Origin of the sequence: Reyranella sp. (genome assembly GCF_965229815.1) — a bacterium.
GTDB lineage: Bacteria > Pseudomonadota > Alphaproteobacteria > Reyranellales > Reyranellaceae > Reyranella.
The window spans coordinates 2,103,152-2,126,726 of the sequence record NZ_CBDDJN010000006.1 but is presented as its reverse complement, the minus strand read 5'-3'; the positions used below and the strand labels follow the sequence as shown (position 1 = coordinate 2,126,726).

Sequence of the window (23,575 nt, the reverse complement as noted above, 5' to 3'; positions counted from 1 at the left end):
GGCGTCGGCCTGCGAATGAGACGGTCGTCAGGCGCCGGTGATCTCCTTCAGCAGCCCGAAGAATGCCCGCTTGCGGGCCGACGAGATCGTCCAGTCGACAGGCAGCGACTGGAAGCCGTCCTCGAAGCGCTCGCGGATGCGGCGGAAGTCGAAGTAGCCCCAGCTCGCGCCGCTCTCGACCGCGGCCACGAGATGGTTGTCGGGCTTGTCGAAGTCGAAATGGTCGTCCTCGTTGTAGACGACCGGCTGGCCGCGATAGCCCGCGCCGGCGCGCCAGCGGGCGACCTGCAGGCGGATGCCGTGCGGGCTCGACTGCGGCGGGCCGTCGGGGCCGTTCACGGCGTTGCCGTGCGGCAGCAGGAAATCGCAGGCGGCGAGGAGCGCCTCGGGCGGCGCGTCGAGCGTTATCAGGCTGGTGCTGACGAGCAGCCGGCCCTGGCCGCGTTTTCTCGCAAGGTCGACCAGCTCGTGGCAGCGCCCGGCGGTGATGACGGGGTGGGCGAACACGTTCGGCAGGTCGACCTCGTTGCCGATCTCGAGCAGCACGTTGGTCGCCTTCCGCTGCAGCAGCCAGTCGACGGTGTTGGTCACGGCGGCCTTCACCGCGGCCTCGTCGGTCAGGGTCGGGCTCTGCTTGCCGTAGAACAGACCCAGGATCACGACCATGCCCAGCGCGTCGCAGGCCTCGATCACCGTGGCGAGGCGTGCCGCCCAGGCCGGCTTGATCGTGCCGTCGGACGTGAAGCCGCCGATCTTCCAGGGCTGGTGCCAGGAGTAGCCCTGCGGGCTGCCGCCCTGGAGGTTGAGGCAGACGGCCAGCAGGCCATGGGCGCGATACGAGGGCAGGGCGGCGACGAACCCGCGCGTGCTGCGCTCGGCGTCCCACGGGCCGTCGGCATAGGACCAGGCACCGCGCGTCGCCGGATTCTCGTCGTCGGCAATGGCGTTGGCCATGCGGCTGTTGAACAGCAGGCCCTCGATGCGACGGCCTCTCCACGACCGGCCCGGGTAGGTCGGGATGCCGTCGATGGCGAAGCCGCCGTTGGCGATGGAGATGGCGGTGGTCATGCTCTCCCTCGTGCTCTTCTTCCCCGTTGGGGGAGAGGCAGGGTGAGGGGGCTTCGGCAGCGCGTGCAACCCCCTCACCTGGCCTCTCCCCCGAGTGGGGGAGAGGAACCTGAGAAGATCAGAAGCCGACCGCCACTTTCCCTCTTGCTCCTCTCCCCCGTTAGGGGGAGAGGCAGGGTGAGGGGGCTTCGACAGCTCCTGCAACCCCCTCACCTGACCTCTCCCCCGAGCAGGGGAGAGGAACCTGAGAAGATCAGAAGCCGACCGCCACTTTCTCTCTTGCTCCTCTCCCCCGTTAGGGGGAGAGGCAGGGTGAGGGGGCTTCGACAGCTCCTGCAACCCCCTCACCTGAACTCTCCCCCGAGCGGGGGAGAGGAACTCGAAAGGATCAGAAGGCGACTGCCTCCCTCATGCTCCTCTCCCCCAAGCGGGAGAGAGGAACTCGAGGGGCGCTGTAGACAAATCAGAATCCGACGGCGGCGCCGTCGCGGCGGCTTTCGGAGGCGCCGAGGTAGGGGCCGCCCTCGGGGTAGCGCCAGATGATCTGGCTGGAGCCGAAGTCGAAGCTCGGCCATTTCGTGCGCGTGAGCCTGTGGCCCTTGGCCTCGAGGCCGCTCAGCGTGTCGGCCGGCATGTGGTCCTCGGTCCAGACCGTGCCGTCGCTCTCGTGGACGCGCCAGCGCGGGCCGTCGATGGCGGCCTGCGGGTTCTGGCCGTAGTCCACGATGCGCGAGAAGACCTGCATGTGGCCCTGCGGCTGCATCGCGCCGCCCATCAGGCCGAAGGTCGCGACCGGCTTGCCGTCCTTGGTGATGAAGGCGGGGATGATCGTGTGGAAGGGCCGCTTGCCCGGGCCGACCTCGTTGGGATGGCCCTTGGTCGTGACGAAGCCGGTGGCGCGGTTCTGAAGCGCGATGCCCGTGCCGGGCGGCACGATGCCCGAGCCGAAGCCGGTGTAGTTGGACTGGATCAGCGACACCATCATGCCCTGCTCGTCGGCGGCGCCGAGATAGATCGTGCCGCCGTCGCGGGGCGTGCCCGGGCCGAACTGCTGGGCCTTCTTGGGATCGATCAGCTTGGCGCGGCTCTTGAGGTAGTGCTTGTCCAGCATCTGCGCCGGCGTCACCTCCATGAAGCGCGGATCGGCGACGTAGCGCCAGATGTCGGCGAAGGCGAGCTTCATCGCCTCGATGCGCAGATGCGCCACCTCGGGCCCGTCGGCCTCGTGGCCGGCAAGGTCGAAGTTCTCGAGGATGCCGAGCGCCATGCAGGCGGCGATGCCCTGGCCCGAGGGCGGGATCTCGTGCAGCGTCGTGCCGCGGTAGGTGAGGCCGATCGGATCGACCCAGTCGGCCTTGTGGTTGGCGAGATCCTCCTTGCGCAGCGCGCCGCCGGTCTCGCGCGCGTAGCGGTCCATCGCCTCGGCGAGCTCGCCGCGATAGAAGGCCTCGCCCTTGGTCTCGGCGATCTTCGTGAGCGTCCGCGCCTGGTCGGGGAACTTCCAGATCTCGCCGGGCCTGGGCGCCCGGCCGTTGGGCAGGAAGGCCTTGACCCAGCTCTCCTGGCCCTTGAGCCGGTCGATGGCGCGCTCCCACTGGCGGGCCACCATGTAGGAGACGCGCCAGCCGTCGGCGGCGTACTTGATGCCGGGCTCGAACAGGTCGGCGAAGGGCAGCTTGCCGTAGCGCTTGTGCAGCTCCATCCACAGCGACACGGCGCCCGGTGTGGTGACGCTGCCCCAGCCGGTGCTCGGCATGGCGGCCTGGCCGGCATACTTGTCGGGCGTCATCAGCGCCGGCGAATGGCCCGAGGCATTCAGCCCCACGAGCTTGGTTCCGTCCCACAGGATGCAGAAGGCGTCGGCGCCGATGCCGTTCATGGTCGGCTCGACGACCGTGATGGCGATGGCGCTGGCGATCGCGGCATCGACCGCGTTGCCGCCCCTGGCCAGCATGCGCAGGCCGGCGGTGGCGGCGAGATGCTGGGAGGAGGCGACGACGTTGGACGCGAAGACCGGAAGCTTCCGCGACGGGTAGGGAAAATCGTACGTGAAAGACGGCACTTCGGGTCCTTTCTACTCTACTGCTTCCGCTCCACCGCCAGCGCCTCGATGCGCGCGACGAACCGCGGCGTCTTCAGGAACTGGCGATGCTCGGCCTCGCTCTTGCCGAACAGGCGGGAAAGATCGAACACGCCGGAGCCGGCGATCTCGCCCATGCGCCCCGACAGCGACACGCGCTGGCCGAGCCCCAGGGTTTTTAGCGCCGCCACGGCGGCGTCGGAAAGGCCCGGCGGCGGCGGGGGCCGCGATCGCGACGAAAAGAGGTCGAGAACCGAGCCCGCGAAGGCCAGCGTCCAGTCGTTGAACGCGTAGAGCGAAACCTGGCGGCCGATGTCGACCGTGACGGTCGCCTTGTCGGCGGTGCCCTCGATGGCGGTGAGGGTGCCGCACCAGTCGGAGAAGGCACCGACCTTGTCGGCGAGGGCGACGCTCCGGCGGGCGGCTTCCTCGATCTGCAGCGGGTTGCCCGAGGCCAGCGCCGGCTTGGCCAGCGACGAGAGCCCGTCGAGGAAAGCCTTCTGCGCCGGATTGCGCTCCTCGCACGGCCTGTCGAAGCAGCCGGCGAGCGCGACGGAGGGGATGCCGAGGAGGGGTACGCGACGGGAAACGCTCATGATTCATGTTCCTCTCCCCCGCTTGGGGGAGAGGCTAGGAGAGGGGGCTTCGACGGCCCGTGCAACCCCCTCTCCTAACCTCTCCCCCAAGCGGGGGAGAGGAATAAGAAAGAAGAGAATGGTCACGCCGCCTTGGCCTGGGCCTTGGCGCGCTCCTCCTCCTTCAGCTCCTTCTTGGAAAGCTTGCCGACCGGCGTCTTGGGCAGCTCGGGCCGGATCTCGAGCGCCACCGGCATCTCGTGCTTGCCGATCTTGCCGTTGAGGTGCTTCAGCAGCTCCTCGAAGGTGAGCGAGGCGCCGGGCTTCAGCTTGACGAAGGCCTTGGGAGCCTCCTGCCGGTAGGGATCCGGGATGCCGATGACGATGCACTCGTCGACCGAAGGATGCTCGTAGATCGCCTCCTCGATCATGCGCGGGTAGACGTTGTAGCCCGACGACAGGATGAGGTCCTTGGAACGGTCGACCAGGAACAGCCAGCCGTCGGCGTCCATGTAGCCCATGTCGCCGGTGCGCAGTCCCTTCCAGTTGCTGCCGGGATGGCTGAACAGGACCTTGTCGGTCTCCTCCGGCTTCTTCCAGTAGCCCTTCATGACCTGCGGGCCGATGATGCAGACCTCGCCGACATGCTCCTTGCCGGGCGGGAGGACGCGGTCGCCGTCGTCCATGTCGCGGATCTCGATGACGGTTCCCGGCATCGGCACGCCGCACGAGCCCAGCCGGCGCACGCTCTTGTCGATCGGGCAGATGGCGCCGGTCGGCGAGGTCTCGGTCAGCCCGTAGCCCTCGATCAGGGTGGCTCCGGTCAGCTTCTCGAAGGCCTGCTGCACCTCGACCGGCAGCGGCGCGCCGCCGGACATGCAGATCTTGAGCGACTTCAGGTCGAGGCCCTGCGCCTTGGGATGCTTGTTGATCGCGGTGTAGAGGGTGGGCACGCCGGGCAGGAAGGTCGGCTTCTTGGTCGCGAGGTCCTTCACGATCATGTCGATGTCGGGCCGCGGATAGAGGATCAGCTGGTTGCCGTTGCGCACCGCGCCCAGCATGATTCCCGACAGCGCGTAGATGTGGAACAGCGGCAGGACGCAGACGACCTTCTCGGTGCCCGGGGTCGTGTAGGGCGTTGTCCAGGCCTGGCCCTGGCTCATGGCCGCCACGACGCAGCCGTGGGTCAGCATGGCAGCCTTCGGCACGCCGGTCGTGCCGCCGGTGTACTGCAGCAGCGCGACCTCGTCCCACAGGTCCTCGCCTGCCGGATGGGACGTGTACCTGCCGTCGTTGGCCAGCAGGTCCTTGAACGACATGTGCCAGTCGTCGCGCGGCCAGGCGGAGATCTCCTTCTTCTTGGCCAGCGGATAGAGCCAGTTCTTGGGCCACGGAAGATAGTCGGCGATCGAGCCGACGATCAGCTTGCGCAGCCGCGTCTTGCCCTTCATCGCCGCCATCTTCGGGTAGAGCGCCGTCACGTCGAGCGTGACGAGGATGTCGGTCTCCGAATCGCCGATCTTGAACTCGAGCTCGCGCGCGGCGTCGAGGGGGCTGTAGTTCACCACCCGGCCGCCGGCCTTCAGGATGCCGAAGAAGGCGATCAGGTAGTGCGGCGTGTTGGGCAGGTAGAGGCCGACATTGACGCCGGGCTTGACGCCCAGCTTCTGGAAGCCCGCGGCAGCGCGGTCCGACGCCTCCTTGTAGTCGCGGAAGGTCATGACCTTGTCGAGGAAGTCGGTGAAGGGCCGGTCGCCGTACTGGGCGCAGCTGTCCTCGAAGATCTGGTGGATCGTCTTGCGGGGAATGTCGAGCTCCCACGCGACGCCGGGCGGGTAGCTCTTCACCCAAGGATAGTCGGCCATTTCGGTTCCTCCCGCGGCGACTATCGGGGGAGGCGGGGCAAGGGGTCAAGCGATGCTGCGACCACGGAGCCTGTGATCGCGGCGCTCACTGAGATATGATCCGGGCGGGGAGTTTCGGATCGTCGCTTTCGGGGCCGCAGACCCGTCGGGCGACGAGATTTGCTTGGGGCGTCCGTGGCAACTTTGACCGTCAATCTCAGCGCGACCCTGCAGGGCACGCTGAACCAGCAGAACGTCTACGCATGGGCCGTGCTGTTCAACGGCCAGACCGGGGCCTACGAGGACTCGTACCAGCTCGCCGGCTGGAACGGCACGTCGCAGGTCGTGGCAGCGTCGACGCCGATCACCCTCGACGAGCCGCTGAACGGCGGCAAGCTCTACCTGATCATCCAGAGCGTCGATCCCGGCGCGGCCACGCCCATCGCGCCGCTCACGTTCGGATCCGGCAACACGATCACCCAGGAATCCGACGTAAGCTGGACCAGCGCCACCGCGCTCGACTTCCGCTACGACAGCTTCGAGGTGTCGCTGCTGGGGCTGGCCGGCGACGCCGGGAATCTCACCGACGTCAACGGCTTCGGCATCCCGATGTCGGTGGCGGTGACCTATCCCAACGGCGCCACGGCGCAGACGCGCGGCTACGCCGTGAACGGCGCCAGCGTCTTCTCCGACATCGACACGAACGTCAGCAGCTCGCTGCTCTACGCCTATTCGCAGGGACCGCTGGCCGTCGCCGGTCACTACCGCATGGCGGCGTCGCCGGCGACCGCCGTGTCGAACTCCCTGCCGGGCCCCTCGGCCAGCGACTGGAACGGCTACGTGGAATCGCTCGGCGCCAGCGGTGCCAGCGGCGTGCGGATCGCGGGCTACTTCAACGGCGCGCCGAGCGTCGAATGGACCACCTACAACGGCGCCGCCTACCAGTACCTCGAATATCACAATCCGGGCTTCTACTCGTACACGCTGACCTACCAGCCGGGCACCGGCACGAGCGGGACCTACGTCTTCACGCCGGCGGCGAACAGCCAGATCCAGGGCACGATCAGCATCTCGACCGCCGACCTGGCCAACAGCATCTACTCGACGCTGGGCAACGCCACGGTCACCGCGCCCGACGGCACCCCGTACCAGTTCAGCTCCTACAGCGGCGGCACGGTCCAGTACGGCACCGACATGAACACCGGCGCCAACAACGAGTGGGGCGCCTTCTTCGTAAAGCTGCTCACCGGGTTCATCGGCGGCTATCTCGGCGGCACGGCGACGCCGCAGAATTCGCTGCTGGGCTCGCAGGCGATCAGCCTCAGCGAGAACTGGAACTTCGATCCCACCTTCGCCTTCGGCGGACAGGCCGCGTCCGGCCAGCCGGGCGCCGTCACGCCGTGGACATGGAGCCAGGCGACCTACGGCGCCGGCGTCTCCTACGACCCCTTTGCCGAGATCTTCTTCCAGCACACGAATTCCTACGGCAACGGCTATTCCGACGCGCTGATGAGCCTGTTCCAGCAGGGCGGGCCGCTGATCGCCACCGGCTACAGCGACACGCTGGGCGCCAATCCGTTCTCGGTGACGGTGAACTCGAACGTGGTGACCGTGACCGATCCCGGTGCCTCGACCTACCAGGCCGGCGACCTCGTCACCTTCAGCAACGTGGCCACGGTCGGCGGGCTCAATCTCAACGGCACGTTCAGCATCACCGGCGTGAACGGCGGCGCCGGCACCTACACGTTCTCGGCGGGAGCCAGCGTCAAGGCCACGTCCACGACGACCGGCGGCGGCAGCGCCGTCATCTACCAGAAGGACGTGCAGGCCATCACGCTGACGCTGTTCGACGACAACGAGGCGGCGGCCGGCGGCCAGACACTGGCCCAGCATCAGGGCTACACGCCGACGGCGATCTACGACACCAGCAGCGGGCCGTTCGTGGCGCCGCAGTCGTCGACCGGCGCGCCGAACCTCAGCCTGGTCGTGAGCCTGGGCCTCGGCCAGATGCGCCCCGATCCCTCGTCGACGGTCAAGGTGGGCTTCTACACGGGCACCAGCAACGGGCTCGCCCAGTTCGACTATGTGACGGTCCCGTCGTCGAGCACCGAGAGCCTCTACCAGACCTGGGTCTACGGCAACGGCGCCTTCACGGCGGGCGGCGGGGCGAGTCCGTCCGGCTCGATCCTGCAGCTCAACGGCCTGCCCTACGATACCGGCATCAACTGGTACCAGATCCAGATCTCGAACGGCACGGCCACCCGCACCTTCAACCTCTACGCCGACGCCGTGGCGGGGACGGGCCTGCTCAATCCCTACTACGACCAGGGTGGCGTCGATCAGTCGGGGTCGCTGGCCCTCGACGGGCTGGCCCAGATCCCGGCGGCCACGCTGCCGGCGACGCAGCAGTACACGACCAGCCTGACCATCGCGGCCTTCAACGGCGGCACGCTGTCGATGGATCCCAACCTCATGACGCTGATCACCGATGCCTCGGTGATAACGAACAGCACCAACAGCGCGACCTGGCCCAAGCCCCTGGCGCCGGTCCTGGGAACCCTGTCCGGGGACACCTTCACCAACTGGGGCGGTTCGGAGAACTACACCACCGCCAATACGGCGGCCGCGCTCGGAGCCGTGACGGCCGGCAACCTGGCGATCGGCTGGATGGGCTCGGACATGAACTGGGTAGGGTACAACGCGGCCCATGCCGGCGGCGCCATCCAGGTCATCGGCAGCTACACCAACAAGGTGAGCGGCCTCGACGTGGCGCTGATCACCTTCACGGGAACCGCCCACAACGCGATCTCCGCCCACGCCGACATCGACGGCAAGTGGGTCACGGCCGCCAGCCAGTTCGGCAACGGCACCTATACCGCGACGATGACGGAGTATCTGTCCGGCGACACGACGTTCAAGACGCCGGTCGCCAACGCCAGCTCGCCGCTCACCTTCACCGTCGACATTCCCACCCTGGCCTTTGCGCACTCGAACGGCAGCGTCATCCAGCTCGACGGCGCCAGCGGCGCGGCGGGCGGCAACTGGATTCGCATGGACACGGTCGGCTCGAGCATGCCCAACGGCACGCTGCTCGTTTACCTGACCGATCTCGACGGCAACCTCGTGGGACGCGACGGGGAGACCGGCACCGGGGTGACCTTCGGCGAGGCGGTGCTCGCCCGCATCGGCGCGGTGGCCTCGGACGGCGGCGCGTTCCTCTTCCACGGCGGCCAGTCGGTCTACCTGCCGGTCGGGCACCAGCTGCATTTCGCCGTCCAGACGGGCGACGGGACGATCCAGCTGCTGCCGAGCGTCGCGGTCACGGGCAGTGATTCGCTGGCGGTGAAGGTCGACGGCACCTTCGGCACGCTCAACCTGACGGCCCATGTCGACAATACGCTGTCGTCGGCCGCGACCCTGGCGGGGAGCCAGCGCGAATACGACCAGCCCTGGCTATTCCTGAACCAGGGCCAGCAGGCGACGATCGAGGTGGCGGGCAGCGCCCAGAACACCAACACGATCCACATGGTCCATCTCGACGTCGACGGCGCCGGCAACTGGAGCGTCGGCGGCGTCGCCTACGGCAACACCGATGCCTTCCGGGCGGCGGTGCAGGCCAACTGGGATCCCGGCATCGCCTCGACCGGGGGAGGCGGCACCTTCCACGGCGAGGTCGCCTGGACGGCCTCGTCGGGGACCGGCTTCTACGCTCCGGTCCTGGTCACCCAGTCGGGCGACATCTTCGTCATCGGCAATGCCAACGTCGACGGTCGCGACCATATCCGCATGTACGGCGAGAACACGTTCGGCTTCGAGGACCTGCGTGCCGACCAACACAGCGACTTCGACTACAACGACCTCGTGATGAAGCTCACGCTGCAGAACGCGTGAGCGATCGTCACGCCGGCACCCGATAGGCGTAGCGGTACACGGTCCGAAAGCCCTGGGCGGCGTAGAGCGGCAGGGCCGCCTCGTTGGACGCGACGACCTGGAGGTAGGCGAAGCGGGCGCCGCGGGCCCACGCCCAGGCGTAGAGGCTCTCGGTGACCCGGCGCGCCAGGCCGCGGCGGCGGGCATGCGGCATCACCAGCACGTCGAACAGGCCCATATGGTCGCCGTCGACGACGCCGATCGCCATGGCCATCGCCCGGCCGGCCTCCTCGACGAAGGCGAAGCCGACCGGCGCGGCGATCGCGGCCAGCATGCGGCGCATCACGGGACGATGCTCGGGCCGCACCGGGCTCCAGGTGGCGAAGGCCTCGATCCAGGCCTCGCTCGGCTGCTCGCCGATCGTCACCTCCGGGTCCGCGGCGAAGGTCGCCGCGAGGGGACAGACCTGGACCAGGCTGGGGTCGATGGAGCGGTAGCCGCGGTCGTCCAGGAGAGCCTCGAAGCCCGCCGGCGCCAGCGGGGTGAGGCGCCAGACCGGGGTCTGACCGCGGTCGCGGTAGGCCTTCTCGAGGCTGGCGATCAGCTCGTCATCAACTTCAGGTTCATACGATAATGCGTTGATAGAATTGGCTCTTTTCGTATAACCTCCAGCAAAACGTGAACGCCAGCCCCGCCGGTCGACCGTCTCCAGGGCGGGCCAGGCAGCGAACGCCCGTTCCTCCAGGAGCCGAACGGAATCGAGGTCTGTGGGCCGTGACATTGTGCACCGGACGTGTTAGGTTAAAGCCAATCAATAACAAGCGTTTATTTGTCATCCTGCAAGTCGCACATGAATATCGACCGCCCCTTCGTCGACGTTCGTGCTTGCTGGCAGCCGGCGGGTTCCCGTTCCTCCCACGGGGCCGACGGCAGGCTGCCAGCGATCCTTCCGTTCGTCCTCGTCCTTCTCCTGGCGTCGCTTCTCTCCGGCTGCGGCGGTGGCAGCAGCGGCAGCGGCGGCTATGCCGACCGGCCGCCGTCCGACCGCGTCGCGCTCACGGCCTGGCAGGAATGGACGCGCTTCGGCCGCTCGACCGTCGTCTATGGCGGGCAGGCGGGCGGCTACGTCAATCGCCGCGGCGTGAGCGAGCGCAGCGAGCCGCTGTCGAGCAAGATCGGCGACTACTGGGGCAGCTGCGGCCATCCGAGCTGGAACGGCCGCACCAGCAAGCCCTGGTCGGGCGCGTTCGTCACCTGGGTCATGAGCCACTCGGACATCAGCGCCAAGGAGTTCCCGCGCGACGGCCGCCACGGCGGCTATCTCGCCACGCTCTACGACCGGCAGCGGATCGGCGGCCGGCCCGCCTTCGTCCTGCACGCGCCCAATGAATACTCGCCGCGGCCCGGCGACCTCGTCTGCACCGGCTCGGCCGGCCCGACCTGGCGCCATGCCGATTCGCGCACGGCGCGCCGTCGGATCGACCATACGGCGAGCCATTGCGACATCGTCACCGACGTGCGCGGCGGCTTCGTGCAGGCGGTCGGCGGCAACGTGAAGGACAGCGTCTCGATGAGCCTCTATCCGGTGGACAGCCGGGGCCGGCTGCGGCCGGTCCCCGGCAAGACCTGGTTCATGGTGGTCGAGAAGCGCGTCTGACGGGAGGCGAACGCCTCCTGTCAGGACGACAGAAAGAGCTCTACGGCTCCTGCATGAACGCCGCGACGCGCTCGGCGATCATGATGGTGGGCGCGTTTGTGTTGCCGCCGACCAGCGTCGGCATCACCGAGGCGTCGACCACGCGCAGGCCTTCGAGGCCGCGCACGCGGCAGCGATTGTCGACCACGGCCATCGGATCCGAATCGGGGCCCATCTTGCAGCTGCCGACCGGGTGATAGATCGTCTCGCAGTGGCCGCGCACCCACTGCTCGATCTCGGCGTCGCTCTGCACGCCGTCGCCGGGCTGGAACTCGTCGTCGCGGTAGGGCACGAAGGCCGAGCCGGCCAGGATCCGGCGGCCGATCTTCACGCCTTCGACCAGGGTCTCGAGATCGCTGCGCTCGGCCAGGTAGTTGGCGTCGATCAGCGGATGCTCCCGGGGATCGCTGCTCTTCAGGCGGATCGTGCCGCGGCTGTCCGGCCGCAGCTTGCAGACGTGCAGGCTGTAGCCGTTGCGCTTCAGGCGGACGCGGCCGTGATCGACCACCAGCACCGGCAGGAAGTGGAGCTGGATGTCGGGCGCCTCGAGCTCGGGACGGCTGCGCAGGAAGCCGCCGGATTCGGCGATCGGCGACGCGCCCGGGCCCTTCTTGTCCTTCCAGTAGCGGTACAGCGCCATCAGCGGGTTGGCGCGGTCGTAGGTGTCGCGGGTCTTGCAGAACTGCATCAGCGACACGTCGAGATGGTCCTGCAGGTTGCCGCCGACGCCCGGCAGGTCATGCAGCGGCCGGATGCCCAGCGACTTCAGGTGCTCGGCCGGCCCGATGCCGGACAGCATCAGGAGCTGGGGCGAGTTCACCGCGCCGCCGCACAGCAGGATCTCCCGGCTGCAGCGCGCGACCTCGTCCTGCCCGTTCACCACGTAGCGCACCCCCATGGCGCGGTTCTGGTCGAGGATGATGCGCTCGACCAGCGCGTCGGTGATGACATGGACGTTGTTGCGGTTGCGCTCGACGGCGGGCCGCAGGTAGGCGCTGGCGGCGCTCCAGCGCTGGCGGTCCCTCTGCGTCACCTGGTAGTAGCCGACGCCTTCCTGTCGGGGGCCGTTGAAATCGTCGTTGCGCTGGTAGCCGGCCTCGCCGCAGGCATGGAAGAACGCCTCGTTGATGTGCAGCGGCTCGGCCTGGTCGGCGACGTTGAGCGGCCCCTCGACGCCGTGCAGGTCGGTCGGCCCGCGCTCGTTGTTCTCGGCCTTCTTGAAGTAGGGCAGCACGTCCTGCCAGCTCCAGCCCTCGTTGCCGAGCTGGCGCCAGTGGTCGTAGTCGCTGGCATGGCCGCGGACGTAGAGCATGGCGTTGATCGACGAGGAGCCGCCCAGCGTCTTCCCGCGCGGCCAGTACATGCGGCGGTCGTTGCAATGCTTCTGCGGCGTCGTCTCGTAGCGCCAGTTGTAGGGCGAGTTCTCGCCCAGGCTGGCGAAGCCGGCCGGCATCCGGAGCTTGAAGGAAGCATCGGGCGGGCCGGCCTCGAGGACCAGGATGCGGAGGGCATAGTCTTCGGCGAGACGATTGGCGATGGCACAGCCGGCCGAGCCGGCACCGATGATGATGTAGTCGTACGGCCAGGACATTCTCGCTCTACCTAAGGCAATCTGTTTTCAATGACGGTGAAAATCGGCCGGCCGGAAATGGGCGACAAAAATCCACGGTCGTCCAGTGGAAAGACGCTGCGGGTGACCGAATCGTCGACGTTGCCGCCGATCGCCGCCACCCAGCCGGGCTTGCGCTCGACGACGATGTCGCAATGGCCGGGACCGCGGTCGAGGTTGTCGAGCGTGGTCGTGCCGCCGCTGCGGACGGCGCAGATCAGGTCGCCAACCTGCGGCGCGCGCTGGTCGGGCCGGCGCGGCACGAAGGCCGGCCCCGCGCGGCGGGCGCGGCCGACCAGTCGCTCGACGTAGATCGTGTGACGCGCGTCGGGACAGAACTGGTCGCGCGGGACGCCGGCGGTGGCGATGTCCCACGAGACGAAGGCCGCTGACCAGGGAATGTCGTCGCGGCCGGTCTTGTCGGGAAGGCCGACGCTCGCCCAGTAGTCGCCGATCCGCGCCGGCGCCTCGCGCTCGCTCAGGCCGCGCACCTCGATCCGCGGCGGCGCGTCGCTGGCGTGCACGACCGTCTGGCGGCCGAAGCGCGCCCATTCGCCGACGGCCAGCAGCACCATCGAGACCCTGGCGCTGGCGGCGGGCGGCGGCGCCGCGGGCGTCCAGGAAGAAGGCGGGCAGGGGCCGAGCGGCGGCAGCGGCGCGGGCGCGCGCGATGCCGGCGGCTCGACCGGAGAGCAGGCCGCGGCGGCAAGGCCGAGCAGCGCCAGCATCCGACGCATCGAGGCCTACCAGCGCGCCGCGCCGGCGATCACCAGGGTCGGCACGCCGGCAGTGCCGTTCGACACGCCGAAGACTTCGGTGCCCGGGCGCCGGCCGGCGCGCGGCGCGGAAACGTCGAGGCCGGCCGCCTTGAGGCGCGCGTGCGCCGCGGCGATCGCCGGCACGCGCCACGACAGCCCCCACAGCGTGTCGGGTGCGTCGGAGATGCCGGCCTCGAGGTCGTGCGCGATCTCGACGACCAGGTCGCCGCAGCGGAAGAACAGGAGCCGCGCGCCCCAGGCGGGATTGCCGCGGTCGAGTCGGAGGTCGAGGCCGAGCCGGCCGGCATAGAAGGCGATGGCCCGCTCGGGATGGGGCGAGCGGATGACGACATGATCGAGGCCTGAGACGGCGGACGCCTCGTCGGCGAGAAGGGGCGACGGCGGCGGCGCGGCCGCCCGCTCGACCAGCGCGATCGGCACGCCGTGCGTGGCCGCCGCCGCGAGCTCGAGCTGCCGGCCGCGGGTCGTCGCCACGCCGCGTCGCCCGAGCAGCCGTTCGGCCCGGTCGAGCGAGGCCGTGGCGAAGACCATCGACGAGAGCGGCGCGCCGGCCGCGCCGAACGTCAGGCCGACATTGCCGGCCTGCAGCCGGCCGTCGACGGCCCGGCGGCCGAGCAGGGTCTCGTAGTCCGCGACCGGGCCGGCAAGGGCGAGGTGGTCCAGGAAGTCGATCATGCGATCGTCGCTCGTCGCGGGACGCCGCGGTCAGCCGATGCGCTTCAGGTCGGTCTTGTACTGGGCGCCGCGGCGGATGTAGCTCTCGGCGCTCATGCGCAGGCGCGTGACGTGATCCTCCGTCACCTCGCGCAGCACCTTGGCCGGCGTGCCGACGATCATCGAGCGGTCGGCGAAGGACTTTCCCTCGGTGACGACGGCGCCGGCGCCGACCAGGCATTCCTTGCCGATGACGGCATGGTTCAGCACGACCGCGGCGATGCCGACCAGCGTACCGTCGCCGATCGTGCAGCCGTGCAGCATGACCTGATGGCCGATGGTCACGCCCTTGCCGAGGGTGACCGGCGCGCCCGGATCGGTGTGCACCACCGAATTGTCCTGCACGTTGCTGTCGTCGCCGATCACGATCGGGTCGTTGTCGCCGCGCAGGACGACGCCCGGCAGGATGTTGACTCGCTCGCCCAGCACGACCGAGCCGATGATCGTGGCCTCGGGCGAGATGTAGCAGGAGGCGGGGATCACGGGGACCTTGTCGCCGAACGCGTAGATGGCCATCGGGCTTCCTTCCGTTTACGTAAACTCTCATTGACGTTTACGTAAACGTCAACTATGTCCTTTCGTATCATGACCGTCGCCGTTCCGCCGGCCGCTGCCGCGGCCACCAGCTCAGCGTCCCGCGACAGCCAGCGCATCTATAGCATCGCCGAATTGTCGCGCGAGTTCGCCATCACCCCGCGCACGATCCGCTTCTACGAGGACGAGGGGCTGATCAAGCCGCGGCGCCAGGGGCTGACGCGGCTCTACAGCGCCGGCGACCGCACCCGGCTGATGTGGATCCTGCGCGGCAAGCGGCTGGGTTTCGCGCTGGCCGAGATCCGCGAGCTGCTCGACCTCTACCAGGTCGATCGCACCGGCGTGCAGCAACTGCTGGAGCTGCTGCGCCGCAGCCGCATGCACATCGCGGACCTCGAGCGCAAGCGCCGCGACCTCGACGCCCACATCAACGAGTTCCGGGAGGTCGAGTCCCATGTCGGCGCCGAGCTGCGCCGGCGCGGCGTCGACCCGGACAGCGACTGAGACTAGAAGCACCAGGGAGGATCCGATGGCCGTCTACAAGGCCCCGCTCAAGGACATCAACTTCGTCCTCAATGAAGTGCTGGACGTTTCCAGCCTGGCCAGGCTGCCGGGCTACGAGGACGCCACGCCCGACGTCGTGCAGGCGATCCTCGAGGAGGCCGCCAAGCTCTGTGAGAACGTGCTGTTCCCGATCAACCGTTCGGGCGACGAGGAAGGCTGCACCTACGAGAACGGCGTGGTGCGCACGCCCAAGGGCTTCAAGGAAGCCTATGACATGTTCCGCGAGGGCGGCTGGACGGCCGTGACCTGCGATCCCGCGTTCGGCGGCCAGGGCCTGCCGGCGACGGTGGGCTTCGCGCTGCAGGAGATGTTCACCGCCTCGAACCAGGCCTTCGCCATGTATCCGGGGCTCAGCCACGGCGCCTACGAGGCGCTGTCGCGCCACGGCTCGGAGGCGCTGAAGAAGCTCTACCTGCCCAAGCTCACCGACGGGACGTGGACGGGCACGATGTGCCTGACCGAGCCCCATTGCGGCACCGACCTCGGCATGCTGCGCACCAGGGCCGAGCCGCAGGCCGACGGCAGCTACTCGATCACCGGCACCAAGATCTTCATCTCGGCCGGCGAGCACGACCTTGCCGAGAACATCATCCATCTCGTGCTGGCGCGCCTGCCGGATGCGCCGGGCGGCACCAAGGGCATCTCGCTGTTCCTGGTGCCGAAGTTCGTGCCCAAGGCCGACGGCAGCATCGGCGAGCGCAACGGCATCCGCTGCGGCGCGCTCGAGCACAAGATGGGCATCAAGGCGAACGCCACCTGCGTCATGAACCTCGACGGCGCCAAGGGCTGGCTGGTCGGCGAGCTCAACAAGGGCATGCCGGCGATGTTCGTGATGATGAACGCGGCCCGCCTCGGCGTCGGCATGCAGGGTCTGGGCATCGCCGAGACCGCCTACCAGAGCGCCGTCGCCTACGCCCGCGACCGCCTGCAGGGCCGCTCGCTGACCGGCCCGAAGAACGCCGCGGGCCCGGCCGATCCGATCATCGTGCATCCCGACGTGCGGCGCATGCTGATGATCCAGAAGTCGTTCACCGAGGCCGCCCGCGCGCTGTCGCTGTGGGTCGGCATGCTGATCGACGAGGCGCATCGCCATCCCGACGCCGAGAAGCGCGCCGCCGCCGACGACCTGATCCAGATGCTGACGCCGATCATCAAGGCGTACTTCACCGACATGGGCAGCGAATGCGCCAACCTCGCCGTGCAGACCTATGGCGGCCACGGCTTCATCCGCGAGAACGGCGTCGAGCAGCTGGTGCGCGACGCGCGCATCACCCAGCTCTACGAGGGCACCAACGGGATCCAGGCGCTCGACCTGGTCGGCCGCAAGCTGCCCATGAAGGGCGGGCAGGCGGCGCAGCGCCTGCTGGGCGAGATCTCGGGCTTCATCGCCCAGCACAAGGGCGACGAGGCGATGAAGGAGTTCGTCGAGCCGCTCGAGAAGGCGATGGGCCGCGTCCAGGATGCCGTGCTGTACCTGATGCAGAACGCCATGAAGAACCCCGACGAGGCGGGCGCCGCGGCGACCGACCTGCTGCGCCTGATGGCGCTGACCGCCATGACCTACATGTGGAACCGCATCGTCGTGGCCGCCCGCAAGGGCCTGGCCAACGGCGGCGACAAGGGCTTCTACGAGGCCAAGCTCGCGACGGCGCGCTTCTACGTCGCCCGCGTGCTGCCGCAGACGACGTCGCTCAACCACCAGATCAAGGCGGGTGCGGCGACCGTGATGGCGCTGCCGGCCGAGGCGTTCTGACGAGGGTCCGGCCGAGACCCCGACCGACTACTGCCGCGGCCCCCAGGAGGGCGGGGTGGCCGCGGCCAGCTTGGCCAGCGCCCGCTGGCGCGCCGCGCCGCGCTCCTGATCCGACACCTGGATCAGGCCGGCGATCTGGCGGATGAGCGCGTCCTCGTCGGGATCGAGCGTGCCGTCGGAATAGGCGACGGCCCACAGCATCTCGATGATCTGCAGGCGCTCGGCCTCGCTCGCGCGCTGGCAGATCTCCCGCGTGAAGGGGAAGTACTGGGTCGAGCGCCGGACCTCCCGTTCGGCCCGCTCGACGAGCGACTGCACGCCGGCGGCATCGAGACCGAAGTGCCGGGCGAGCAGCTGCTCGATGGCCGTCCGCTCGCCGGCGTCGAACGCATCGTCCATGCGGGCCGCCTCGATCAGCAGGGCAGCCACGGCCGATTCGAGGTTGCTCTCACCCGCGTCCGATGTCGCCTCGGCGCGGCCGGTCAGGAAGTCCAGCAGTCGGTCGATCATGCCCGCTGTTAGCGCGTCGGGACGCTCGATGAAACCGCGGAATCGCCGGGCAGGTGGCACTGGAGCCGTGCTTACCCAGCGGGCAGACTGGCCGTCACGACGCAACAAGGGAAAACGCCTACATGTCCGCACCGCACGTTCTCGCCGAGGTCAAGGACGGCATCGGCTGGCTGACGCTGAACCGGCCGGAATCGCTGAACGCCCTGTCGCCGGAGATGACCGATCTCCTGATCCGGCATACCGCCCAGTTCGAGAAGGACAGCGCCGTGCGCTGCGTGGTGATCCGCGCCGCCGGCTCGCACTTCATGGCGGGCGGCGACATCAAGGGCTTCCACCGGTCGCTGACCGAAACGCGCGAGCAGCATCTCGCGGGCTTCGAGATGCGCGTCGTGAAGGCGCACCAGACGATCTACCAGATCCGCCGCATGCGGAAGCCGGTGCTGGCCTCGGTGCAGGGCGCGGCGGCGGGTTTCGGCCTGTCGCTGATCCTGAACGCCGACCTCGCGATCGCCAGCGACGATTCCTTCTTCACCCTGGCCTACCGCCATATCGGCCTGTCGGCCGACGGCGGCGCGACCTACTTCCTGCCGCGCATCGTGGGCGAGCGGAAGGCGCTCGAGATCGCGCTGCTGGGCGAGCGCTTCACCGCGCAGGAGGCGAAGGACAACCACATCCTGAACTGGGTGGTGCCGCGCGCGACGCTGGCGGAGGAGACCGAGCGGATGGCGCGCAAGCTCGCCGACGGGCCGACCTTCGCGCTCGGGGTCGCCAAGGGTCTGATCCGCACCTCGTTCGACAATTCCTGGGACGAGCACTCGCATCGCGAGGCCGAGGGGCTGGCGGCCTGCGCGGCGACGGAGGATCATGCCGAGGGGCTCAGCGCATTCCTGGAAAAGCGCAAGGCGGCCTTCAAGGGGAGGTAACGACATGCAGGATCGTCACATCGGCGACGTGCGCGTGACGCGCATCGAGGAACAGATGGGCCCGGGCTTTCCGGCCAAGGACTTCTTTCCCGAGTTCGAGGCCGAGACCTTCGCGGCCGAGGGCCACTGGCTGGCGCCGAGCTACTACCAGCCCGAGAGCGGCCGGCTGATGACGTCGATCCATTCGTGGCTGCTGCGCACGGGCAAGCACACGATCCTGGTCGATGCCTGCTCGGGCAACCACAAGCCGCGCCCGGGCATGCCCCGCTTCGACATGCTGAACACGCAGTATCTCGACCGGCTGCGCGAGGCGGGCGTCGAGCCCGAGGAGATCGACTTCGTGATGTGCACGCACCTGCACGTCGACCATGTCGGCTGGAACACGAAGCTCGAGAACGGCACCTGGGTGCCGACCTTCCCGAACGCCAAGTACGTGATGTCGCGCACCGACCACGATTTCTGGCAGGCCGAGGCGAAGAAGCCCGGCACCGAGGCCTTCAAGGTCAACACCTACAACGACTCGGTGCTGCCGATCGTCGAGAAGAAGATGGCCGAGTTCGTGAGCGGCGAGCACGGCATGTGCGGCTGCCTCACGCTGAAGCCCGCGCCCGGCCACACGCCGGGCCAGATCCGCGTCGACCTCGATTCGCGCGGCAAGCGGGCGATCTTCGCGGGCGACGCCCTGCACAATCCGGTGCAGGTGCCGCTGTGGCAGTGGAACAGCTGCTTCTGCGAGGATCGCGACCTCGCGCGCAAGAGCCGCCACACGCTGCTGGCCGACTGCGTCGAGCAGGGCGCGCTCCTGATGCCGGCGCACTTCGCGCCGCCGCACGCGGCCTACGTCAAGGACGCCGGCGCCCGGGGCGGCGCCGACCGCTTCGAGCTCGACTGGGACTGGGACAACGCGCGCGGCCGATAGGTTCGCTGCCGGCCGCCTGCGTCGCGATGGACGGGCGGCCGGCGGCTGACTTGCGCGCCGGAACTACCTACACTCCGGCCGATGAAGATCAAGCAATCGATCGAAGAGCTTTTTCCCACGCCGCTCTGGATTCTCGACGTTCAACCGTCGGACGCGGCGGCCTTCAATGCCCGGCTCAAAGTCGAGATCGAGAAGATCATGGCGCGGCCCAAGGTGCCGAGCGGCAGCAACTGGCAGACGCCGCAGGACCTGCATTCGCGGCCCGAGTTCGCCGAGCTGGCGCAGCTGATCGAGATCGCCGCCCGCAGCGTGTCGCAGTTCCTCGGGATCGAGCAGCATCCCATGATGATCACGGGCTGCTGGGCCAACATCAATCCGCCGGGCTCCTATCACCCGACGCACAACCATCCCAACAACTACCTGAGCGGCGTCTACTACGTGGCCGTTCCCGATGCCGGCTCGCACCTCGTCTTCCAGGACCCGCGGCCGCTCGCCATGACACCGGCGACCACCAAGCCCACCCGGTTCACGTCCAACGCGTCGCTCGCGCTGCCGCAGCCGGGCCGCATGGTCATCTTCCCGTCCTGGCTGCGGCACCACGTGCCCTCGAACGAGGGCACGACCGAGCGGATCAGCATCGCCTTCAACCTGATGTTCACGAACTTCGCCGAGACGATGGCGGCGCCGCGCTGGAAGCCGTCGGCCGGCCAGGCAGGATGAGTTCGGCGTCGCGCTGACGAGGGTTGGCGCTTGCGCTTTAGATAGTTAGCGTCCTATCTTTCGCCATGCCCTCCGCCGGCCAGATCGATTTCGGCTTCCGCGTCGCGCGCATCGCGCGGCGGCTGCGGCAGGCGGTCGATGCCGAGCTGCGATCGCTCGGCCTCACCGAGGCGACGTGGCGGCCGCTGGTCTACGTGCGCCGGCTGGGCGACGGCGTCCGGCAGAAGGAACTGGCGACGGCCCTGTCGATCGAGGGCCCGTCGCTCGTCCGGCTGCTCGACAATCTCGAGCGTCGCGGCCTGATCGAGCGGCGCGCCGACGAGAACGACCGGCGCGCACGGGGCATTCATCTGACACGGGCCGGTCGCGACCTCGCCCGGCGGGCGGCCAAGGTGGGCGGAGAGATCCAGGCCCGCCTGCTGGCCAATGTGCCGGCTGACGAGCTGGCGGCCTGCCAGCGGGTGCTGGCCGCCATCGAGCGCGAACTGGAGGACAGGCAGGAGCTTGCGGCACCGACCGCCAACTGACGAAACGAAATCAACGAAGGAGGAAGCGATGAGCCAGATCGTGGTCAACGAGCCCAACCGCTGGCGCCTCGAGACGCCGGGCGCGGCGGGCTGGCCGCGCAGCGCGCGACCCGACGCCGCCAACAAGTACTTCATCGTTTCGGCCGACGGCCACGCCAACGAGCCGGCCAACCTCTGGGTCGAGCGCATCGACGCACAGTACCGCGAGCGCCTGCCGCGGGTGGTCACCGACAAGGACGGCGTCCAGTGGCGCGTCAGCGAGGGCCATCGTCCCGACCGCCTGCGACTCTCGACGCTGGAAGGCGAGGACATGGCCCGCAACAAGGCCGGCGCCGATCCGCAGGGCCGGCTGGCCGACCACGACATGGACGGCATCGACGTCGAGCTGATCTTCCCCAACAAGGGGCTGGCGATGTGGGCGACGCCCGATCCTCAGTTCGCCATGGCGCAGTGCCGGGTGTGGAACGACTGGGCGTGGGAGCAGTTCGGCGCCCACCGCGAGCGCATGATCCCGGCGGGCTGCCTGGCCACGGCCGATCTCGAGGGCTCGATCGCCGAGGTGCGGCGGCTTGCCCGGCTGGGGTTCAGGTGCCTGACGCTGCCCTGCAAGCCGATCTGGGGCGCGCACGACAGCGCCCACGTCAACTACAACCTGCCGCACTTCGATCCTCTGTGGGCGGCCATCACCGACGCCGGCCTGCCGATCACCTTCCATGTCTCCACCGGTCGCGACCCGCGCGCCGCGCGCGGCAACGGCGGGGCGGTGGTGAACTACGTCTCGCACTCCCTGTCGCCGACCATCGAGCCGGTGGCCAACCTGTGCGCGTCGGGCGTGCTCGAGCGCTTTCCCGGGCTGCGCTTCGCCACCATCGAGGCGGGGATCGGCTGGGTGCCGTGGCTGCTCGACGCCATGGACGAGGCCTACAAGAAGCATCACTTCTGGGTGCGCCCCAAGCTCAAGCACCTGCCGAGCGAGTACTACCGCATGCACGGCTTCTCCTCCTTCCAGGAGGACAAGGCCGGCCTCGACCTCGCCGAGCCGCACGGCCTCGCCGACAACTTCCTGTGGGCGAACGACTACCCGCACCACGAAGGGACGTGGCCGCATTCGGCCGAGGCGATCGAGCGCACGATGGGGCAGCTCTCCGACGATGCGCGCGCCAAGATCCTCGGCCTCAACGGCGCGCGATTCCTCGGCATCGACGTGCCGGCGCGCTACCGCCGGCACTGAGCGCATCGCCATGGGCAACCGCACCCTGCGCGGCAAGGCGGCGATCGTCGGCATCGGCGAGACGACCTACTACAGGCACGGCAAGTCGCCGGACCCGGAGTTCAAGCTCGCCCTGCAGGCGATCCTCGCGGCCTGCGCGGACGCCGGGATCGATCCCCGCCGCATCGACGGGTTCGCGTCCTACTCCAACGACCGCAACGAGCCGTCCCGGCTGGCGGCGGCACTCGGCCTGCCGGCGCTGCGCTTCTCGAACATGAACTGGGGTGGCGGCGGCGGCGGCGGCTCGGCCGCCGTCGGCAACGCCGCCGCAGCCGTCGCCTGCGGCGTCGCCGACTGCGTCGTGGTCTTCCGCGCCCTGGCACAGGGCCAGTTCCAGCGCTTCGGCGCGGCGCCGCCGGGCGGCACGGCGAGCGGCGAGCCGGCGCTCAATGCGCCCTACGGGGTGATGTCGCCGGCGCAGCGCTACGCCATGCGCGCCATGCGCTTCCTCTACGAGAACCGCATCGCGCCGTCGGCGCAGCGCGCCATCGCGCTCGCCTCCTACCACCACGCCCAGGCCAACCCGCGGGCGGTGATGCACGGCCGGCCGCTCACGGAGGAGGCGTACGACGCGTCGCGCTGGATCGTCGAGCCGTGGCGCCTGTTCGACTGCTGCCAGGAGAACGACGGCGCAGCGGCTCTGATCGTCGTGCCGGCCGAGCAGGCTCGCGACTTCCGCCACGAGCCCGCCTATCTGCTGGGCGCGGCGCAGGGTTCGGAGCACCGCAACGGCGCCCGCTGCCACAACGCGCCGCTCTACGCCACCTCGAGCTTCACGACGGTGGCGCCGCAGCTCTACGCCATGGCCGGCGTGTCTCCGGCCGACGTCGACGTGGTGCAGAGCTACGAGAACTTCACCGGCGGCGTGCTGATGAGCCTGGTCGAGCACGGCTTCTTCACGGCCGAGGAGGCGAACGACTTCCTGAGGACCGAGAACCTGCTCGCGCCGACCGGGCGGCTGCCGCTCAACACCTCGGGCGGCAATCTTGCCGAATGCTACATGCACGGGCTCGAGCTGCAGGTCGAGGCGGTGCGCCAGTTGCGCGGCCAGTCGACCTCGCAGGTGCCAGATGCCGAGGTTTCCATGGTGATCTCGGGCCCGATGGTGACGCCGGTCTCCAGCATGATTCTGGGTGCGGAGGCGACGCTGTGAGCAAGACCTACCTGCCGGGCGGCCTCCCCATCCCCGTTCCCGAGAATGACGGGCTCGACAAGCCCTACTGGGATGCTGCGCGCCGCGGCGAGCTCCTGGTGCAGCGGTGCCGGAGCTGCGGCACCTTCCAGTGGGGACCCGAGTGGATCTGCCACCACTGCCTTTCCTTCCAGCTCGACTGGCACAAGGTGTCGGGCAGGGGACGCATCTACAGCTGGGAGCGGCCCTGGCACCCGGTGCATCCGTCGCTGAACGGCCACGGCCCCTATGTCGTCGTCCTGGTCGAGCTGCCCGACGCGGGCAACGTACGCATGCTGGGCAACCTGCTCGGCGATCCGCACCAGGAGGTGCGCATCGGCGCCGACGTGGAGGCCGTGTTCGAGCCGCACGACGACGCCAGCCCGCCCTTCACCCTGGTGCAGTGGCGGGTCCTCGGCGGGTGATGCCGGCGGGCGGCGGCGCGATCG

General features: G+C 68.9%; 21 protein-coding genes. 11 read left to right on the top strand and 10 right to left on the bottom strand.

What is annotated here, in order from left to right:
* Positions 1-27: 27 nt before the first annotated feature.
* The 4 genes from ACO073_RS21375 to ACO073_RS21360 all read right to left on the bottom strand — a co-directional run bounded on the left by ACO073_RS21375 (position 28) and on the right by ACO073_RS21360 (position 5,588).
* Positions 28-1,068 carry a hypothetical protein gene (locus tag ACO073_RS21375; protein ID WP_422000103.1) on the bottom strand — a complete coding sequence of 347 codons (1,041 nt, stop codon included), beginning with the start codon at positions 1,066-1,068 and terminating at the stop codon, positions 28-30.
* A 463-nt stretch (positions 1,069-1,531) separates the two neighbouring features.
* Positions 1,532-3,130: a gamma-glutamyltransferase gene (gene ggt, locus ACO073_RS21370; RefSeq protein ID WP_422000101.1), complete on the bottom strand. Its 1,599-nt coding sequence runs from the start codon at positions 3,128-3,130 to the stop codon at positions 1,532-1,534.
* Between the two features lie 17 nt (positions 3,131-3,147).
* Positions 3,148-3,744: a hypothetical protein gene (locus tag ACO073_RS21365; protein WP_422000100.1), complete on the bottom strand. Its 597-nt coding sequence runs from the start codon at positions 3,742-3,744 to the stop codon at positions 3,148-3,150.
* 122 nt (positions 3,745-3,866) lie between these two features.
* Positions 3,867-5,588 (bottom strand): long-chain-fatty-acid--CoA ligase, encoded by a 1,722-nt coding sequence (locus ACO073_RS21360; protein ID WP_422000098.1) that lies wholly within the window; start codon positions 5,586-5,588, stop codon positions 3,867-3,869.
* Between the two features lie 174 nt (positions 5,589-5,762).
* On the opposite strand from ACO073_RS21360, the gene ACO073_RS21355 reads away from it, so the two are divergent.
* Positions 5,763-9,458 (top strand): hypothetical protein, encoded by a 3,696-nt coding sequence (locus tag ACO073_RS21355; RefSeq protein WP_422000097.1) that lies wholly within the window; start codon positions 5,763-5,765, stop codon positions 9,456-9,458.
* 7 nt (positions 9,459-9,465) lie between these two features.
* On the opposite strand, the gene ACO073_RS21350 is transcribed toward ACO073_RS21355, so the two are convergent.
* On the bottom strand, positions 9,466-10,218 hold the full coding sequence (locus ACO073_RS21350; protein WP_422000096.1) for a GNAT family N-acetyltransferase: 753 nt from the start codon (positions 10,216-10,218) through the stop codon (positions 9,466-9,468).
* Between the two features lie 69 nt (positions 10,219-10,287).
* Between ACO073_RS21350 and ACO073_RS21345 the strand changes: the two genes are divergently transcribed.
* A complete protein-coding gene (locus ACO073_RS21345) occupies positions 10,288-11,094 on the top strand; it encodes a DUF2272 domain-containing protein (RefSeq protein WP_422000094.1) in 807 nt (268 codons plus the stop codon).
* Between the two features lie 40 nt (positions 11,095-11,134).
* On the opposite strand, the gene ACO073_RS21340 is transcribed toward ACO073_RS21345, so the two are convergent.
* Genes ACO073_RS21340 through ACO073_RS21325 form a run of 4 tightly spaced genes read right to left on the bottom strand, consistent with a single transcriptional unit; the run spans position 11,135 to position 14,751 of the window.
* Positions 11,135-12,724 carry a GMC family oxidoreductase gene (locus tag ACO073_RS21340; RefSeq protein WP_422000092.1) on the bottom strand — a complete coding sequence of 530 codons (1,590 nt, stop codon included), beginning with the start codon at positions 12,722-12,724 and terminating at the stop codon, positions 11,135-11,137.
* Positions 12,725-12,735: 11 nt separating this feature from the next.
* Positions 12,736-13,479, bottom strand: coding sequence for a DUF2272 domain-containing protein (locus ACO073_RS21335; RefSeq protein WP_422000090.1), 744 nt, complete (start codon positions 13,477-13,479; stop codon positions 12,736-12,738).
* A 6-nt stretch (positions 13,480-13,485) separates the two neighbouring features.
* Positions 13,486-14,196, bottom strand: coding sequence for a VOC family protein (locus ACO073_RS21330; protein ID WP_422000089.1), 711 nt, complete (start codon positions 14,194-14,196; stop codon positions 13,486-13,488).
* A 30-nt stretch (positions 14,197-14,226) separates the two neighbouring features.
* Positions 14,227-14,751 carry a gamma carbonic anhydrase family protein gene (locus ACO073_RS21325; protein WP_422000087.1) on the bottom strand — a complete coding sequence of 175 codons (525 nt, stop codon included), beginning with the start codon at positions 14,749-14,751 and terminating at the stop codon, positions 14,227-14,229.
* Positions 14,752-14,820: 69 nt separating this feature from the next.
* Here ACO073_RS21325 and ACO073_RS21320 point away from each other — a divergent pair, with 69 nt between their 5' ends.
* Complete coding sequence (locus ACO073_RS21320) at positions 14,821-15,273, top strand: MerR family transcriptional regulator (RefSeq protein WP_422000085.1); 453 nt, start codon at positions 14,821-14,823, stop codon at positions 15,271-15,273.
* A gap of 25 nt (positions 15,274-15,298) precedes the next feature.
* A complete protein-coding gene (locus tag ACO073_RS21315) occupies positions 15,299-17,086 on the top strand; it encodes an acyl-CoA dehydrogenase C-terminal domain-containing protein (RefSeq protein WP_422000084.1) in 1,788 nt (595 codons plus the stop codon).
* 27 nt (positions 17,087-17,113) lie between these two features.
* Here the strand turns inward: ACO073_RS21315 and ACO073_RS21310 are convergent, their stop codons facing one another.
* Positions 17,114-17,596: a TerB family tellurite resistance protein gene (locus tag ACO073_RS21310; RefSeq protein WP_422000083.1), complete on the bottom strand. Its 483-nt coding sequence runs from the start codon at positions 17,594-17,596 to the stop codon at positions 17,114-17,116.
* Between the two features lie 122 nt (positions 17,597-17,718).
* On the opposite strand from ACO073_RS21310, the gene ACO073_RS21305 reads away from it, so the two are divergent.
* The 7 genes from ACO073_RS21305 to ACO073_RS21275 all read left to right on the top strand — a co-directional run bounded on the left by ACO073_RS21305 (position 17,719) and on the right by ACO073_RS21275 (position 23,551).
* Positions 17,719-18,519: an enoyl-CoA hydratase/isomerase family protein gene (locus ACO073_RS21305; protein WP_422000082.1), complete on the top strand. Its 801-nt coding sequence runs from the start codon at positions 17,719-17,721 to the stop codon at positions 18,517-18,519.
* 4 nt (positions 18,520-18,523) lie between these two features.
* Positions 18,524-19,438, top strand: a complete 915-nt coding sequence (locus ACO073_RS21300; protein WP_422000080.1) for an MBL fold metallo-hydrolase — start codon at positions 18,524-18,526, stop codon at positions 19,436-19,438.
* A gap of 81 nt (positions 19,439-19,519) precedes the next feature.
* The gene (locus ACO073_RS21295) at positions 19,520-20,158 is read left to right on the top strand and encodes a TIGR02466 family protein (protein WP_422000079.1); all 639 of its coding nucleotides are present in this window, start codon (positions 19,520-19,522) and stop codon (positions 20,156-20,158) included.
* Between the two features lie 65 nt (positions 20,159-20,223).
* Positions 20,224-20,685, top strand: a complete 462-nt coding sequence (locus ACO073_RS21290) for a MarR family winged helix-turn-helix transcriptional regulator (RefSeq protein ID WP_422000077.1) — start codon at positions 20,224-20,226, stop codon at positions 20,683-20,685.
* A 28-nt stretch (positions 20,686-20,713) separates the two neighbouring features.
* Positions 20,714-21,916: an amidohydrolase family protein gene (locus ACO073_RS21285; protein ID WP_422000076.1), complete on the top strand. Its 1,203-nt coding sequence runs from the start codon at positions 20,714-20,716 to the stop codon at positions 21,914-21,916.
* 10 nt (positions 21,917-21,926) lie between these two features.
* Positions 21,927-23,108, top strand: a complete 1,182-nt coding sequence (locus ACO073_RS21280; protein ID WP_422000074.1) for a thiolase C-terminal domain-containing protein — start codon at positions 21,927-21,929, stop codon at positions 23,106-23,108.
* Positions 23,105-23,551: a Zn-ribbon domain-containing OB-fold protein gene (locus ACO073_RS21275; protein ID WP_422000072.1), complete on the top strand. Its 447-nt coding sequence runs from the start codon at positions 23,105-23,107 to the stop codon at positions 23,549-23,551. The genes ACO073_RS21280 and ACO073_RS21275 overlap by 4 nt, the downstream gene beginning before the upstream one ends.
* Positions 23,552-23,575 lie beyond the last annotated feature (24 nt).

What these genes read in the sequence shown, in the direction of transcription:
- ACO073_RS21375 (WP_422000103.1), bottom strand. Translation starts at nt 1,068, where the DNA reads ATGACCACCGCCATCTCCATCGCCAACGGCGGCTTCGCCATCGACGGC.
- ACO073_RS21365 (WP_422000100.1), bottom strand. Translation starts at nt 3,744, where the DNA reads ATGAGCGTTTCCCGTCGCGTACCCCTCCTCGGCATCCCCTCCGTCGCG.
- ACO073_RS21360 (WP_422000098.1), bottom strand. Translation starts at nt 5,588, where the DNA reads ATGGCCGACTATCCTTGGGTGAAGAGCTACCCGCCCGGCGTCGCGTGG.
- ACO073_RS21350 (WP_422000096.1), bottom strand. Translation starts at nt 10,218, where the DNA reads ATGTCACGGCCCACAGACCTCGATTCCGTTCGGCTCCTGGAGGAACGG.
- ACO073_RS21345 (WP_422000094.1), top strand. Translation starts at nt 10,288, where the DNA reads ATGAATATCGACCGCCCCTTCGTCGACGTTCGTGCTTGCTGGCAGCCG.
- ACO073_RS21340 (WP_422000092.1), bottom strand. Translation starts at nt 12,724, where the DNA reads ATGTCCTGGCCGTACGACTACATCATCATCGGTGCCGGCTCGGCCGGC.
- ACO073_RS21335 (WP_422000090.1), bottom strand. Translation starts at nt 13,479, where the DNA reads ATGCGTCGGATGCTGGCGCTGCTCGGCCTTGCCGCCGCGGCCTGCTCT.
- ACO073_RS21330 (WP_422000089.1), bottom strand. Translation starts at nt 14,196, where the DNA reads ATGATCGACTTCCTGGACCACCTCGCCCTTGCCGGCCCGGTCGCGGAC.
- ACO073_RS21325 (WP_422000087.1), bottom strand. Translation starts at nt 14,751, where the DNA reads ATGGCCATCTACGCGTTCGGCGACAAGGTCCCCGTGATCCCCGCCTCC.
- ACO073_RS21320 (WP_422000085.1), top strand. Translation starts at nt 14,821, where the DNA reads ATGACCGTCGCCGTTCCGCCGGCCGCTGCCGCGGCCACCAGCTCAGCG.
- ACO073_RS21315 (WP_422000084.1), top strand. Translation starts at nt 15,299, where the DNA reads ATGGCCGTCTACAAGGCCCCGCTCAAGGACATCAACTTCGTCCTCAAT.
- ACO073_RS21310 (WP_422000083.1), bottom strand. Translation starts at nt 17,596, where the DNA reads ATGATCGACCGACTGCTGGACTTCCTGACCGGCCGCGCCGAGGCGACA.
- ACO073_RS21305 (WP_422000082.1), top strand. Translation starts at nt 17,719, where the DNA reads ATGTCCGCACCGCACGTTCTCGCCGAGGTCAAGGACGGCATCGGCTGG.
- ACO073_RS21300 (WP_422000080.1), top strand. Translation starts at nt 18,524, where the DNA reads ATGCAGGATCGTCACATCGGCGACGTGCGCGTGACGCGCATCGAGGAA.
- ACO073_RS21295 (WP_422000079.1), top strand. Translation starts at nt 19,520, where the DNA reads ATGAAGATCAAGCAATCGATCGAAGAGCTTTTTCCCACGCCGCTCTGG.
- ACO073_RS21290 (WP_422000077.1), top strand. Translation starts at nt 20,224, where the DNA reads ATGCCCTCCGCCGGCCAGATCGATTTCGGCTTCCGCGTCGCGCGCATC.
- ACO073_RS21285 (WP_422000076.1), top strand. Translation starts at nt 20,714, where the DNA reads ATGAGCCAGATCGTGGTCAACGAGCCCAACCGCTGGCGCCTCGAGACG.
- ACO073_RS21280 (WP_422000074.1), top strand. Translation starts at nt 21,927, where the DNA reads ATGGGCAACCGCACCCTGCGCGGCAAGGCGGCGATCGTCGGCATCGGC.